Annotated in this window: 13 protein-coding genes; 5 read left to right on the plus strand and 8 right to left on the minus strand. The window is 59.2% G+C overall.

Translation table 11 applies throughout. The features are described from left to right. Window positions 1–9: 9 nt before the first annotated feature. The 5 genes from P0D89_RS35655 to P0D89_RS35675 all read right to left on the minus strand — a co-directional run bounded on the left by P0D89_RS35655 (window position 10) and on the right by P0D89_RS35675 (window position 5,372). Window positions 10–1,707, minus strand: a complete 1,698-nt coding sequence (locus tag P0D89_RS35655) for a site-specific integrase (RefSeq protein WP_408367015.1) — start codon at window positions 1,705–1,707, stop codon at window positions 10–12. A 177-nt stretch (window positions 1,708–1,884) separates the two neighbouring features. After that, window positions 1,885–2,493, minus strand: coding sequence for a lysozyme family protein (locus P0D89_RS35660; RefSeq protein WP_408367013.1), 609 nt, complete (start codon window positions 2,491–2,493; stop codon window positions 1,885–1,887). Continuing rightward, window positions 2,486–3,778: a TraB/TrbI/VirB10 family type IV secretion system protein gene (locus P0D89_RS35665; RefSeq protein ID WP_408367011.1), complete on the minus strand. Its 1,293-nt coding sequence runs from the start codon at window positions 3,776–3,778 to the stop codon at window positions 2,486–2,488. Before P0D89_RS35665 ends, P0D89_RS35660 begins: the two co-directional genes overlap by 8 nt. A gap of 11 nt (window positions 3,779–3,789) precedes the next feature. Then, window positions 3,790–4,674, minus strand: coding sequence for a TrbG/VirB9 family P-type conjugative transfer protein (locus P0D89_RS35670; protein ID WP_408367009.1), 885 nt, complete (start codon window positions 4,672–4,674; stop codon window positions 3,790–3,792). Then, window positions 4,671–5,372, minus strand: coding sequence for a VirB8 family type IV secretion system protein (locus P0D89_RS35675; RefSeq protein WP_408367007.1), 702 nt, complete (start codon window positions 5,370–5,372; stop codon window positions 4,671–4,673). Before P0D89_RS35675 ends, P0D89_RS35670 begins: the two co-directional genes overlap by 4 nt. Here P0D89_RS35675 and P0D89_RS35680 point away from each other — a divergent pair. Both P0D89_RS35680 and P0D89_RS35685 read left to right on the plus strand, forming a co-directional pair. Continuing rightward, window positions 5,371–5,583, plus strand: a complete 213-nt coding sequence (locus tag P0D89_RS35680) for a hypothetical protein (RefSeq protein WP_408367005.1) — start codon at window positions 5,371–5,373, stop codon at window positions 5,581–5,583. The two genes, P0D89_RS35675 and P0D89_RS35680, sit on opposite strands and share 2 nt — an antisense overlap. A gap of 276 nt (window positions 5,584–5,859) precedes the next feature. Continuing rightward, complete coding sequence (locus tag P0D89_RS35685) at window positions 5,860–6,405, plus strand: ParB/RepB/Spo0J family partition protein (protein WP_408377942.1); 546 nt, start codon at window positions 5,860–5,862, stop codon at window positions 6,403–6,405. Window positions 6,406–6,686: 281 nt separating this feature from the next. On the opposite strand, the gene P0D89_RS35690 is transcribed toward P0D89_RS35685, so the two are convergent. From P0D89_RS35690 to P0D89_RS35700, 3 genes are all read right to left on the minus strand, one after another. Beyond that, complete coding sequence (locus tag P0D89_RS35690) at window positions 6,687–7,934, minus strand: Replication protein O (RefSeq protein ID WP_408367001.1); 1,248 nt, start codon at window positions 7,932–7,934, stop codon at window positions 6,687–6,689. A gap of 234 nt (window positions 7,935–8,168) precedes the next feature. Next, window positions 8,169–9,212 carry a ParB/RepB/Spo0J family partition protein gene (locus P0D89_RS35695; RefSeq protein WP_408366999.1) on the minus strand — a complete coding sequence of 348 codons (1,044 nt, stop codon included), beginning with the start codon at window positions 9,210–9,212 and terminating at the stop codon, window positions 8,169–8,171. Continuing rightward, window positions 9,209–10,426, minus strand: coding sequence for a ParA family protein (locus P0D89_RS35700; RefSeq protein ID WP_408366997.1), 1,218 nt, complete (start codon window positions 10,424–10,426; stop codon window positions 9,209–9,211). The genes P0D89_RS35695 and P0D89_RS35700 overlap by 4 nt, the downstream gene beginning before the upstream one ends. A gap of 847 nt (window positions 10,427–11,273) precedes the next feature. On the opposite strand from P0D89_RS35700, the gene P0D89_RS35705 reads away from it, so the two are divergent. From P0D89_RS35705 to P0D89_RS35715, 3 genes are all read left to right on the plus strand, one after another. Beyond that, window positions 11,274–11,819: a hypothetical protein gene (locus tag P0D89_RS35705; protein WP_408377945.1), complete on the plus strand. Its 546-nt coding sequence runs from the start codon at window positions 11,274–11,276 to the stop codon at window positions 11,817–11,819. Between the two features lie 251 nt (window positions 11,820–12,070). Then, the gene (locus P0D89_RS35710) at window positions 12,071–12,292 is read left to right on the plus strand and encodes a hypothetical protein (protein WP_408377948.1); all 222 of its coding nucleotides are present in this window, start codon (window positions 12,071–12,073) and stop codon (window positions 12,290–12,292) included. A gap of 130 nt (window positions 12,293–12,422) precedes the next feature. After that, window positions 12,423–13,445, plus strand: a complete 1,023-nt coding sequence (locus P0D89_RS35715) for an IS110 family RNA-guided transposase (protein ID WP_408377951.1) — start codon at window positions 12,423–12,425, stop codon at window positions 13,443–13,445. Window positions 13,446–14,174 lie beyond the last annotated feature (729 nt).

Genomic DNA, 14,174 nt, shown 5'->3' on the forward strand with positions numbered 1-14,174 from the left:
TGTGAACAGCTAGCGTCCAGTGGCGAATGCAGCGCTCAATTGCTGCATTCGAAGCAGTTCATCGCCATGAACGTATTGCGACGTGGTCGCGATCGAGGCATGCCGGAGGTTATCTCGGACGCTGCGCAGTTCCACCCCGCGCGCGAGAGCGCGCGTGGCATGCGTGTGCCGAAGCCAATGCGGGCTCGCTCGCTCCAGTCTGTGAGCAGCCGCTGAATCTGTGTTGGCGATTTGCTGCGCAACGAGACGAAAGAATCGCTTCAGCACGGCCCGCAGACGTGTCCCGGAAAAGCTCACCGTATGGTCCCGGCTTAACGAAGGCACGAGAGGAATGTTCCGGTTACAACGACGCGGGTCTGCAGGTAAGCCTCGTTGTTGAAGATACGTTTGCAGGGCCTGCATCGCAAGCGGCGGCATGGCAACCCTGGCGATACGTCGGCCCTTCCCCGTCAGGCGCAGCCAGATGTCAGCAGCGTCACCGAAGTATATGTGGCCAAGCCTCGCCTGAACGAGTTCGGTAGCGCGAAGCCCTGTTGCCAGTTCGAAGTCAAGAATGAAGCAAAGTCGCTGGGCCGCCTCGACCGACCAGCCATGAACTGTCGATAATTCGCTGGCTATATGTCGGGCAAAGCGCCACTCATCATCTGCAAGTGATCGTATCCGCACATGTCCGGCTGATCGTGCGTTACCCGCCGTTACACTGGCGAATGGATTGGCAACGACATACTGCTGTTCAACAAGCCAGCGGAACATTGCAGAGAGCACCGACAGAGCGTACGCCACAGATGACGGCCGCAACCGGCGGAAAAAAGGCCGCCAGTCGTCTGATTGACGGCTGCGCCGCGGACCAACCCATTGGCTCTCTGGTTCGGGAAAGCGGAGAAACGTTCTGTAGGCGATCGCATCATCGGTGTTTAACGATGAAAGTGGTCGCTTGCGTTCGAAGTTCGCCCACAGTAATAACCGTTCCGCTTCCTTGCGGTATGCCCTCGATGTGGCGTCGGCCTCATGCATGGCAAGCCAGGCCTCGATTGCCTCCCGGTCAGTGGTCGCGCTCAGAAGACACCTCGCCCTGGGCGCGCGATACTTACCTTTGGAACCGTCTTTGTTACGAACAGATGTGCTGTGGCGCCAAAGCACAGGCCCGCGCGGCTCAAAACGTTCCACGAGCTGACGTGCAGCTTCTGTCAGCGCAGGATTGTGCGCAAAGATCGTTTCGATATCGCGTGCTAACGCCGGCCCAATGCCGGCGAGGTTGGTCCACCAAAGATGGCGACGGGGAACACACAACGTCAACTCGGCGAGCGTGGAAATTCCCTGAGCCTTCAACGCTGCGATTGCGCGCGTTGGCAACCATAGCGCGATGTCATCGTTGATCTGAGGTTCGCGCCCAACCACTGCACGTAGGGCCTCGATCGCCCTGTGTACTGCCGACGCCCTACGAGTACGTTCCGTGCTGTGATCTATGAAGACTGAAGCAAGGTCGCCTCGCCCATGCGCCTCTGCGATGCCGACCAGGCGTCGTCTGATTCGTCCAAGCACGCCACGTGAGGACTGCGTCTGGACACGGGCGTGAGCAAGGTAGCGGTCGACCGCCGCACGCGCGGGAATTCCCTCATACCACGCGCGCAAAGCAGCGAGCGATGCATGATCGGGAAACGCAATGAACGCGCGTCGCAATTCGTCGCCCTGGCTGGAGTGCTTCACGTTTGCCTCCGAACGTATGCAGCCCTCTCGGAAGCGTAAGGCACGGACACTATGCTTGCATAGCCCGTATCCTCAGCGGCACCATTCCGATAACCGGTCTTATCGATATGCCATCGCGCCATGCGAAAAGTGCTGTCTTAAAGATCGCCCTGAAGCCTTGATCGCGATGTAACAGGTTCAAAGGTTACGGTTGACCTGCATCAAACCCACGTCGAAGTCACAACGGTGCGCGCCGATCAGCGACTGGATGGCGCGAAATGCGTCATTGCGGGTTTTGAAGAACCGACCCTGCCCGGCGACATTCAGCGTCCACGGCCATGCCCGGCCGTTAAGACCCGACTCGTTAAGAGCGATACCCGCGAGCACCTTCGGATCGACGCTTGAGTGCATCAGCTCAAAGGGTGTCGCCGCGCTTGCGCATGCCCACCCGCCGCGCCCTTCTGTCATCGCGGCCTGTGCGTCGTCTCCAAGCTCGGACGGCTGAAGCCAGCCCTGGCTAACCAGCAACTGTTCCAGAGGCGTATCGTGCGAATCGATTGCGACAGTAATCCCCGCGTCAGGCGTACTGCTGACCCGTTGTCCAACGAGGGGCGCGGCCCATGCCGTGAAAGCCTGCAGTCCGCAATAGAGAACCGGCTTTCCATCAAACGTCGCGACGTTGCGCGCACCGGCACTTTCGAGCACAAGGCTCGTTGGGCTGATGACGCGCTCGATGTTCGCGCTCGCGGCCGCGCTGCAATGTGCGAAGACGGCAAGTGACAGGGAAAGGAAGACGCGCTTAGTCACCGCGATATGGCTCCATGTAGATATCGCGGTTGACCTTGATCATGAAGTGGCGCTCGCCCGGGCCAGTCGTGATCGTGGGCGGGATGTTCTTGTACCGGTCGAGAACGGACTGCGAGGTCTGCGCTGCGACCTGTCCGGCGGTCGTGCCAACCTGCGTGACACCGAGCGGGCCAGTGGTTGTCGACGAAGTGCCGCCTTTGTCGAAGGCACCCAGAAGGATCGCCGTGAGAAACGATGTACCGAAGATCTTCAGGAAGTGACCGTTGACGTCGCCCGAGAAGCCCGCAGCGCCATCGGCATCCGCGCCCTGCCCGCCGTAGAGCGGCACGTGCTTGCCATTGGGCAGGCGCATTTCGGTAGCGGCCACCAGGATGCTTTCCTGTCCTGGCTGGATATCGGAGCTGTAGGGCGCGGTGATTGTCGTGCCTTTCGGGATCATCAGACAGTCACCACGGATGCTGTCGTACACGTCCTTTTCAACGACGAGCGAAGCTGTGCCGGGGCGGTCTGAGTTGAGACCTTCGATCGAGAGCACCGGAATATGGTGCGGGGGCGAAAGCACGCAGCCATGCGCCTGACCTACAAAGCCCGTGCGAGCGAAATCCTGCCCGTTACCCGACTGGCTGGCGGCGCTCCTGATAAACGAAGAGTCCCGCTCCTGCGTCGTCTGCCCGCCCACGCGCCCCGGCTGCTGGCCAATGCCGGCCGCAGCCAGCGCTGCCGCTGCCTGTGCGCCAGCCGATCCCATCGCGGCCTGCTGCGCAGCGCTCTGTTGCGCGGCAACCTGCTGCGGTGTGAGGATGCCTGGAATCTGCGCGACCTGCTGCGGTTGCTGATCCTTGACCTTCAGGCCGGCTCGGAAAATAGACGACGCATAGATGGCGTCATCATCTGACTTCGCCTTCAGCTCGCGAACGTGATCATCGTTTTGAAAGTTGTCCGCAGTCAGCCCGGGCCTCGCGCCAGACATCGACGCCGCATGCGGCGCTGCGGCAGCACGTGCTTCCGATGCCGCCATCTTGCGCGCGGCCGATTGCTGGTCCTCGATAAGCTTGTCAACGTCCTGCGTGCTGTTCGATTTGTCGACCACCTCCGCGGCCTTCGCCTTCTTCTGCAGCTTTGCTTCGTCTTCGATCCTGGCTGATTCTTTGACCTGGTAATAGAAACCCAGCGCCGCGATGACGACAGCCGCAACCACGCCCGCGCTGATCAGCGCGTTGCGCGGTGATTTGCCCTTGACGATCGCCGCCTGGGCGCTGGTCGGTTGCGCGTTCTGCTTTGCCATGTTGTGCGCTCTCAGAAGCCGAACAGGCCGTGACGACCGCGCTTGATCGTGACCTTGTCGTCGGCAGCGCGAAGAACGATCTCGCTGGCCATCTCCTGCACAACGATGTACTGGCCACGACGGATGAAGTTCGGACTGACGTTGTCGCCGTGATCTTTCACGATCGGCACCGCGAACGGCGCTCCGACAGGCAGACGCAGCCACACGGACTTGCCATCGTCGAAGACTGTCTCGGGGCGGAATGCGGCTGAACCCGACACGGTGTAGTCAAAGTTGAGCTTGTCGGGCGAGACACCAATCGGTCCCGAATCGGTCGGGTAAGAGTCGCCCTCCCCCGCGTCGCCACCAGCGTCACTACGATCAGCTCGTGCGCGGACCTTGGCCATCAGCGACCTGGGATAGTTGAACCGCACGGTCTGATAAAAAAGCCCACCCATCGGCGACGAGACGAGCGTCATGTCGTATTCGCGCTGATTGGTGGTCAGGTGCAGTGTGTTGACGAGGCCGGGCTTGGTCGGTTTGATGAAGACGTGGTTCGAACCATCCGTGTCGACTACCCACTGGATCGAGTCACCGAGAGCCGGCTCAGTCGCCAGCGCCTCGCCCCGCGCCAGCTCGATGGTCGTGGTCTTCAGAGGCGCAGTCATGATCCGGTAAATCTGGTCGCGGCTGTAGGGAAAGACCGCCATGCGCGCATCGCCCGGCATCGTGATCGGATCAGTACCGACGTTATATGGATTGACCGGACTCATCGGATCGCTGACGGCAGTCGCCAGATCGAACGAGGCAGCAGATACTGGAGTGCCTTTCTTCGCGGCACATGCGGGCTGACTGACAGCAGCCGCGCACACGATAGCGGCTGCCCACGAGACGAGCGTGCGGGAGTCGATCATCATTGGGTTTTCTGGAGGGAGAACAGCGGGTAGAACACGCCGAACGCGTTCGCGCCGAGCGCGTCTTCAGACGTCGGGGGAACGATCTGGTACCGAAACGTCACCGCATATTTCTGAACGACGGGCTTGTCGGTCGGGGACTGGGTAGTGCTGGTGGTGAATTCAACAACGGCAGTCGAGTCTTCCAGCAGCGCGATGTTTGTTACCCTGACCTCACGCACGAGCTTGGGATTGAGCGTAATTGTCTGAAACGGCGCGTCGCTCCTGATCCAGTCGCCAAACTGGTTACGTGCATTGCCAACCATCATCGCCTTGACCGCGTTGATGTTGCGGGCCATGCGCGATTTCTGGATGTCGTCGGTCAACACCGGCTCGATAGTCCACCAGCGCTGAACGGTTTCTTTAAGCGATGTGCGGATGGCCTGGTCGTCTGGCTTGTATGCAGTAAGTTGGGTCGTCACGGCGTGTCCGTTCACATCCGACGACACGCCGTACGCCTTCACTTCGGAGGGCGGAGGATTGCGCGTGTACACCGCCCCACCCGCGATAAACGCCAGGATGAAGCAGAATGTTTTCCAGTGATTGGCCTCGACACGCAGGCGCGCACCGTTATCGAAGATGATCTTTTCGGGATCGTCTTCGGAATAGCCACCAGGAGCGACGGCGAGGGCAATCTGTTTTTTGCTGCGGAAGAGACGCATGACGGTTAATCCAATTGGGCCGACTCAATTGAATCAGTCCGCATGGGATGCCAGTCATGCAAAAGGACCGCGATTTTTGCGTGCTTTCCAGGAAAATGCATCGACCATTGCGGAGCGCGTCCTGCCCGTCAACCGGTTGACGGGGTTAAGGCGGAATGGTGCGGAAAAACGTATAGCTTTTGAGGAAATTCGTGGCCCGTTTCAGCGCTAGGATATCGACTGAAGAGTTTCACAGTTTCACATTTTCACGAAGCCACCACTTTGAACTTTCTGTTGTTGGTCAATACGTTGCGACGAACGCCGCGGACTAAGACCGTCAACCGGTTGACGGTCCTATTGCAAGAAACGAAACAATAGCCCTCACACGAGGGTGGAACGCAATATTTGTTGCAGAAACGTATCTTTCCGTCTTAGCTACTTGACATTGGGACCGGCCCGGGAAAATTAGAAAGTTGGGAATTTCAACTATTTCACCGCTGCGTCAACAATGAGCCTTCGAACGCCGCACCCTGTCGAGTTACGCGAACAAGCCCTCCAGCAGCACATGCTGTTGCGAGATCAGAAGGCACCTGCCCTCACCTACGGACGTTTCTATCAACGGTTGCTTGGCGTGGGGGTATTTACAACGCAGCTGGACTTATCAATCGGGTTGTCCGTTTCGAAAGGCCATGTGTCCAAAGCGCTTAAGGCCGCTCGTCTTCCGCCCGAAGTTCTACGAGTGTTCGGACCCGAGCGCCGTATGTCGTTTCGAGTAGTCGACGCCCTCACCGAACTTGCCGGAGTCATCGGCGCGAAAACACTGACCACACGCGCAGAACAACTTGGGGAACGCTCTGGTTTGACTGTCTCGGAGATTTTGGATTCATTGGTCCGTGGCGAGACACCAAGCCATCTACCTCGGTCGATCAAGATGTCTATAGGTCGCGGCGGTCGGTATATTCGGATCGAGTCGCCCGATATCGTGAAGATGATTTCTCGTTTGCACGAGCTAGAGACTGCTTTGAATCTCGCAGCGCGTATGGCTGGCCTCTAAGAATCTCCAGGGGTGACGTTTTCCGCTCGGTCTAAAAACCTCGCAGCCCTAGATGTCATTTGCCCGCGCGTACACCGGTTCAAGTCTGCGCAGGCGAAAAGCGACGTTCCACTTTGCTGCCGGTTCAGCCGCACAAGCTTGCGAGGGGCGATTTCTAACCCGTAGAGGAATTCTGCGAACGAACACTACTCGTTTCAAGCGGCCGCAATCTTCGCCCTTAGGCGCGGGCCATTCGGCCCGCGTTGCTATTATCGTTAAAAAAATAAGGATTCCTCATGAATTCATCCTCTTGCACGAGTGACGGCCAGTGGTCGACGGTTGGGTCCCAGGATGCTCCGGAGTCCGGCGATGTGGTGGCGCACCTGCGCCGTCACGGGCGGTCTGGCGGTGGTCGATACCGTCTCACCCGCCTCTGCTGGGGTGTGGCGCGGCTGGCCGAATGCCTCCAGATCTGCGTGAGTCGCCGGACGGATCTGGCCGCGCGCCCTGGCCGCAGCGAACTGTTCCTTCCAGCCCGTCGCCTGTCGCCCGATGCCCTCCTCCGCGTTGTACACGACCATCGACTGGCCTTCCGCATCAACCACGTATTTGCGCCGACCTTCGGCATCGATGAAGGTCTGGCCGGCGTTGGCGCGTGCCACCAGCTCAGCGTGCGCCGCGCGTTCAAGGCGTTGCTGTTCCTCGCACCGGGTTGCCATCCGCTGACGCAGCTGATGCGTGAAATCGACCGTGCTGCGAAGCAGGGCGCTGAGATAGTTGATCGGTGCCCGGGCATCCTTCAGGTGCTGCCACGTCGCTTCAACGACATCAGACAAGCGTTTGCCGTTCTCACGCGCTTCGCGCATAAGTTTGAAAATCAGAAAATCAAGGAAACCCAGGGACCGCAGGCGCTGAAGGTCCAACGGCACCTGCCCCGGTTGTCTCTTTTGAAAAGAGGCAGGGCTAAGATCCTTATATATAGCACCGTCTGCCACGCTGGCAGACGGATGACTAAATGAACCGTGGGGTGCGTCGGCGGCCTGCTTAACTGAAGCGGACGACGGTGCGGGTGACGCGGGAACGACGGCGGCTGAAGAAGGCGCGACGGATTCCTCCACGAGGCCAAGAAGGGCGGCCGCGTGTGCTGTGAGGTGCAGATAGGAACGTCCGAACAGGCCCGCTTCAACGTAGCGGGATTGGGGACGGCGCTCGATCAAGCCGGCCGCTTCGAGATCATCGAGACTGCGATAGAACGTGCGCATGGACTGCATGGCGCGACCGGTGAGCAGCTCACGTCGGGCAAAGATGGCACCGAAAGGTTTCGCGGCGTCGACCGTGCGGGCGAGGGCGGCGAGTACGGCACGAGCGCGTTGCGGAAGCTGCTCAATATGCGCAGCGCGGAATGCGGCGCGAAAGATGACCCAAGGCAGGTTTACCGGGTCACAGTGAAAGGCGGCGAGGGCGTCTGAATCGCCCGGAAGATCTGCAGATTCTTTTTCTTGAGAGTGCAACTCACCCTCGCCAGCAACGAAGCGTTGCGCGATAGACATGTCGGGCGTCCATTTACAAAAAAATGGCTTGATGTCGCTTGACTGCCGCTCGCGTTCCGTTACACTCCGAGGTGTCGAGTCTCTTTCGGTTTCCAGTCGATGGAGCGTTTAGGGCGAGGTTCCAGCCAAGTCCTGCAAAAGCCTTCGGTTCCAGCCGAAGGCTTTTGTCTTTCTGGCGTCGAAATCAGTTCATCTGGCTTTCCTTTTGTATCTTGATAGTATCAAGTCGTTGATTTATAAGGATTTCTTCGTTTCTTCACCGGCGTTCGGCATGGTTCTCAATCGCTCCGCCCGGGCTTCCAGCACGACCTTTATTTCTTCCTGCACCGCCAGCGCCTCCTCGCTACTCTGAAACTCCATGCGCACCACGTTTCGAGCCGTGCGGAGATCGCAATAGACGTCGCGACCAACCTTGATCTTCGTACCTGTCGCTTTGGGCGCCTTCGGCTTCGCCTGCTCTGCACTCGCCTGCTTGACGGCCTGCGTCTGATCGATTTCGCCCTTTGCCAGGCGTGCTACTGCGGCAATCACCTGTTCGGCCTTGCCTTCCTTCGTGAGCGTCGCCAGCGCATGCCCGGAGTTGAATCCCAGGAGGTCAGGGCGCTCCTTGAGCTGGGCGAGTACCACTTCCGGCAATTGATCGAACGCCATCAGCTTCGAGACGGCACTTGCCGATACACCGGCCTGTTCGGCCAATTCGGCCTGGGTCAACCCCGGCGTCGATGACAGGATGTCCTTGAAACCGATGTACTTCTCGTAATCCGTCAGGTCCGACTGCAGAAGGTTTGCGTAAAACGCCCCGGCGCTGGCCGATGATCTCGTGGCTTTGCTGAGCACACACCAGATCGTCGGGCGGGCAAGCTCGCGATAAGCGTCTGTGCGGTGGTGGCCGGACCAGATCTCGAAACCGCCTTCCTCGCGAGGTAGGACCACGACCGGATGAATCAGATCGTTGTGTCGAAGGTTCTCGCGAAGCTCCGCATACTTCTCCGGCGGCATATAGCGCCTGCGACCCGGCACCTCGTGCAGCTGGTCCAGCGGGATCTCGACGGCCGCCCCGGTCGGGTTCCCCTCCGCGAGCGCCCTTTCAAGCTGCTCACGCAGACTCGCGTTCTCTGCATTCGCCTTTTCCAGTTCTTCCTCTTTCTCGGCCAGGATTGGCATGGCTGCGAGGAACTGTCCTGGACCGGTCTTTGGCCGGGCGAGGGGATCCGGGCGGTTCCCGCTCGGGGCCGCGATCGCCGCGGTTCTGGCAGCCATTCTTTCCTTGATGCTCATGCGACCTCCAGTTCCGCGTTCCACAGCGCAAAGATTTCCTGATCAATCATTTCTGCAAACCGGTCATACGCCTCGCGGGCGCGTTGATATGTCTTGTTGCTGCCGTCGTACTTCGAGATGTCGTAGACCGTGCCGAACTCCGTTGAGGCGCTGGATGTCACGGTCGTCGTCGGAATCTCGATCGGGAGCACGTGGCGTTCGTAGGTGCGGTTGATCCACTCGCGCACCGCATAGGTGGCGGCCTGACTGCTATCGACCTTGGAGAGCAGCACGTGGATGAAATCGAAGTGTTTATCGAGATCTGGCACGATTTGTTTCATGCTTCGGGCGAAGTCTGTGAACAGTGACCAGAACTGGGTGGACGAGGCGTAGTCCAGCGCGTTCGGTGGCGTCGGTACAATGAGACCGTCCGCTGCCATAAATGCATTGATCGTCACGTAGGAGAGGGCGGGGGGGGTGTCGATGATGACCACGTCATACCGGTCGAGCAGCGGTTCCAGGCCCTTGTCCAGTACTTCCCAGAACCGAAACGCCCGCTCTCTCGACTGCTTGAACGGAAGATAGAACTCCGCGCTGAAGAGGGCGGCGCTGCCAGGGATGAGATCGATGCCGTCCCAATAGGACGGTTGTACCGCGTACTCCAGCGAAGTTTCCTCGCCGTAGATGAGGGGAAGGATGGTCTGGTCTTCAGAGACCTCGCTGTCTGCCAGAATCCCGTTGAGCGCGGTGAGCGACGCCTGCGGGTCGAGGTCCAGCAACAGAACGCGGCGACCGAAAAGGGACAGGCCTTGAGCCAGGGTCATCGCCGTGGTCGTCTTGCTGACCCCGCCCTTGAAGTTCCCGATTGCGATCTTTTTGCCCCTCACGCCTTCGGGCCGCTTGGGAAAAGGCCCTACCTTCTTGACCCACTCCCGTGCCTCGACCAGCGTGAACTCCCGCGTACGCGGGAGCACCGTGCCCTGGGGTAAGCCGAGCTCCTGCTTCTCCCAGTAGTAGTTGACCTTCTTGCGGTCCATCCGGCACAGTGAGGCGATTTGTGACGTCGTGAACACTGGGGAATGCTTGCGCGGATGCGGGGCCAGCATGCTCTCCCGCACATTCATCAGCATCTCGCTGGCGTTCTGCGCGATGAATTCGATGTCGTCCAGTGCGATCCGATTGGGTGTGTGTTTAACGGAATGCTCGATCGATACGATTGGCTTGGCGACGACCATTGGGGATCCCTTGATTGACAGTCCGGTTATTCATTGAGGGAGTCGCCATTTATCGTGCAGAAATCCGTAGAATGGCGAATTCCGACGAAATGTATACGGTTAACTCTGTCCCCGCAAGTTAACTTTTCCCTGGGTCAGCCGCGCCCAGCCTAGGTTTCCCGGAAAAACCTCGAACCAAGATGAAGAAAACCAAGGTCTCGCCGAGGGAAAGGCGTGGGAATGGTGGCTCCAGCGGTCCCAGCATTGGCAGCGGCACTTGGCGGCGCGGGGACGGGCGGTTGCCCGACGCGAACTTTTTCGCCCTTCGGCACCGACGCGTGGAACATCTGCCGAGCATGTCAGCCGACGAACAAACGGTCTGGAATCAATGGCTTAACCGTACACTCAGCGAATGTTTCACGGATTTGCCCTTCGACCGCGCTATGCGCAGGCTTTCGGGACGTGATTTGTTCTTCATTTGAACGCCGATCTTCTCGCAACCTTCAAACCGTACTGAACGCTACGTAATTTGGAGTGCGCCGCACGACAGCGCCCAATTTCTCGTCCGATGCAACTAACCGTCTTGCCGCGAGGCGTCGCGCCACTTATACACACCTTCTGTGGATAAGCCTGTGGAGAGTGAGCAATGAAAGTCAGCCATAGAGAGTGGATGATCCGTTCCACCCCGGAAAGAAAGGGACATCACTGGCATGCGTGGGTTGAAGTCGAGCGCGGACCGTGGCGTAGACGTAAACGAGAGCGCGCAAAAGTTGGGGAGGCTCGCAACAAGGGTCGCGTGTGCTTCCAGTCGCAGTGCCGGTTTCTTATAGAGTAGGCTGACAAGTCCCGCAATGCTCGGAGCCAAGCCATGCGGTTGATCATCGAAGCAAGGTTGGTCGACGGCGAGACTGACCCGGTCGAGGAGGGCGACGGAGCTCTGGCCGTCATTGAGCGCACTGACCTTAGTCTGGCGGAATTGGGTCTGACTCTCGCGGAAGGGCGGTCGTTGCTGGCAAAGGTGCAGACCGAACTTATTTCGCAACAGGTACAGCGGTGGCTCGCAGGCCAGAGCCATTGTGAGAGCTGCGGTGCGGCCTTTAGGCACAAAGACAGCCGCTCGACGGTGCTGCGCACCGTCTATGGCAAGGTGACCGTGAAGAGTCCGCGGGTGTGGTCGTGCGCGTGTCAAGGGACTGCGCGGACGGAGCAGCGTGTGGTGCACCCCTTGTCGAAAGCGCTAACCAGACGCGTCACGCCGGAGCTGGAATACCTTCAGGCGAAGTGGGCAGTTCATCTGCCCTACCGGCAGGCGACGAACATGCTCAAGGAAGTGCTACCGCTGGACAAGGGCATCTCGTTCAGCAGCATCCGGCATCGGATTCTCGATACTGGAAAACAGTCGACGCTGATATAGAGCGTGACATCGCGCAGTTCCCCCAGTCTGTTGCGGACGAACAGGTTCGCGAATGCAGTCATGTTGCCGCCGTGAGCGTCGACTCGGCGTGGCTACGCAATTGCGACCCCGGGAGAGACCCTGGCCGCCACGTGAACATTGTTGCGGGACGGGCGACGTTCACCGACGGTCCCCCAAAACTATATGCGTATGTGCACAAGGAAGTGACTTCGGCTGCAGCGCGGCTCGATCAGTTCCTCAGCCGGAACGGTGTGGCGCGCGATGAACGGGTGACCGTGATCAGCGACGACGCCGGTGAATTTGGGAAGACGGTCGAGGGCAGTCAGCTGGCTCGCGGTCGGATCCTCGACTGGTTTCACATCGCGATGAAGTTCCAGGCGGCGGAGCGCTCCGTGTTCGTCAGCAAGATGATCGACTCGATGGAACGGGAGTCGGTGGAAACCGAGATCATCCACGCGAAATGGTTGGAATGAAATGAACGCGTCCCGCCCGTGAACGTAAGGCAAAGAAACGTGGACTGTCACAGACCGACGGCAGCAGCAACCGGAGTTCCAAAATTGGAAGACCATTGAGCTTTTACGAGCAACCGGAAGGGGGCTAGCCATGAACAACTGTGCGGGAGTGGGAGTGGATATCGCCAAGAGTGTCTTTCAGATCCATTACGTGGATCAGGCAACCGGGGAGATCGTGAACAAGGCCATCAAGCGGGCGAAGTTCCTGCAATTCTTCGCTAACCGGACGCGCTGCCGTATCGGCATGGAAGCGTGTGGTGGTGCGCACCACTGGGCCCGGCAACTCGTAATGATGGGTCACGAGGTCAGGCTGATGCCGGCGGAGTTTGTCAAGGCATTCAACATTCGCAACAAGAACGATGCCGCAGACGCGCGGGCGAACTGGCTTGCCGTGCAGCAGCCCGGCAAGCCAGTGGCGGTGAAAACCGAAATGCAACAGGCCATGCTCGCACTGCACAGGATGCGCCAGCAGCTCATCAAGTTTCGTACGATGCAGATCAACGAGCTGCGTGGACTGTTGACGGAATACGGTGAGGTAATGGGCAAAGGCCGGGCCGCCCTGGACGAAGCGATTCCGGACGTGCTCGCACGCGTTGCCGAACGTCTGCCCGCAGTGGTGATCGACACGCTGCGCGAACAGTGGAACGGGCTGACGAAGCTCGACGAGCAGGTCGCGCAGATCGAGCGCCGCATACGCGCGTGCAAGAAGGACGACAAGGCGGTGAAGGCGATCGGCGAAATACCAGGTGTGGGGCTCCTGACAGCTACCGCGGCTGTCGCGATGATGGGTAATGCGAAAGCGTTCAAGTCCGGTCGCGAGTTCGCAGTATGGGTCGGGCTCGTACCGAAGCAGACCGGCTCAGGCGGCAAGGTGAACCTATATGGCATTTCGAAGCGCGGGGACGCGTATCTGCGCACGCTGCTGATCCATGGTGCGAGATCGGTGCTAGAGCACGCCAAAGAGCCAGGCCCCTGGGTTGAGCAAATGCTCAGGCGCAGACCGAAGAATGTCGTGACGGTCGCTCTGGCGAACAAAAACGCGCGAACAATCTGGGCAATACTGGCCCATGACAGGGCGTACCAGAAGGATTACGTGAACGTGAAGCCGGCCTGAGCGGTCCGCGCCACGTAGAAGATCATCATTTGTGTCACAGGGTTGAACGTCAAAAGGTTGCGCAGCAATCGAGTGTGATGACTAGCTAGGTAAGACCGAGACTCGCTAGTGCGACCTGAAAGTCGCATGTTTCTCTGTTTCACATGGACAGACATGACCTGATGAAACCGGCTGTTCCATCAGCCGTTCCCTACCCGGACATGCGGAGCTGGTAACGGCTCGGTGTGAAGCTTCGGGGACAACGTAGCCGCTGGTTATCCGGTATGCCGAGCCGTGAGGCAAGGCGGAATCTGCTAGCACGAAGGCGGAGAGGCGCAAGGGATGGATGGGTACGACCAACATATGTGAACGTCTGGAAGGCGCTGTTATACGGAACAAGCCAAACGTGCTGACAGGCTTGAACCAAAAGGTACGCGGCAAGGTATGGTCTTCTAGCGATGGACCATCATGGACAGGACGCCGCCGGCGCAGAGGACGGGTCCGCACCATCCGGAGATTCATGCGGAACAGGGTAAGCCCATCGTGCTGCCGGCAACGGCAGGCGAACCGCAAGGAACGCTGTTGGCGCAGTGGGTAAAGGAATGCGGAGAAAGCGAAGGCCCGGCTGTAATGGTTGGGATACGGGCTGAAACATTACCCGACGCGAAAGCGGGCAGATGTCACGGATCGGCGTAAAGGCGCCGGGGATGATCGCCGTAATGGCGCCAGTTAGAAGTGGTGTCAAACGCG

The organism is Paraburkholderia sp. RL18-085-BIA-A (assembly GCF_046027075.1).
GTDB lineage: Bacteria > Pseudomonadota > Gammaproteobacteria > Burkholderiales > Burkholderiaceae > Paraburkholderia.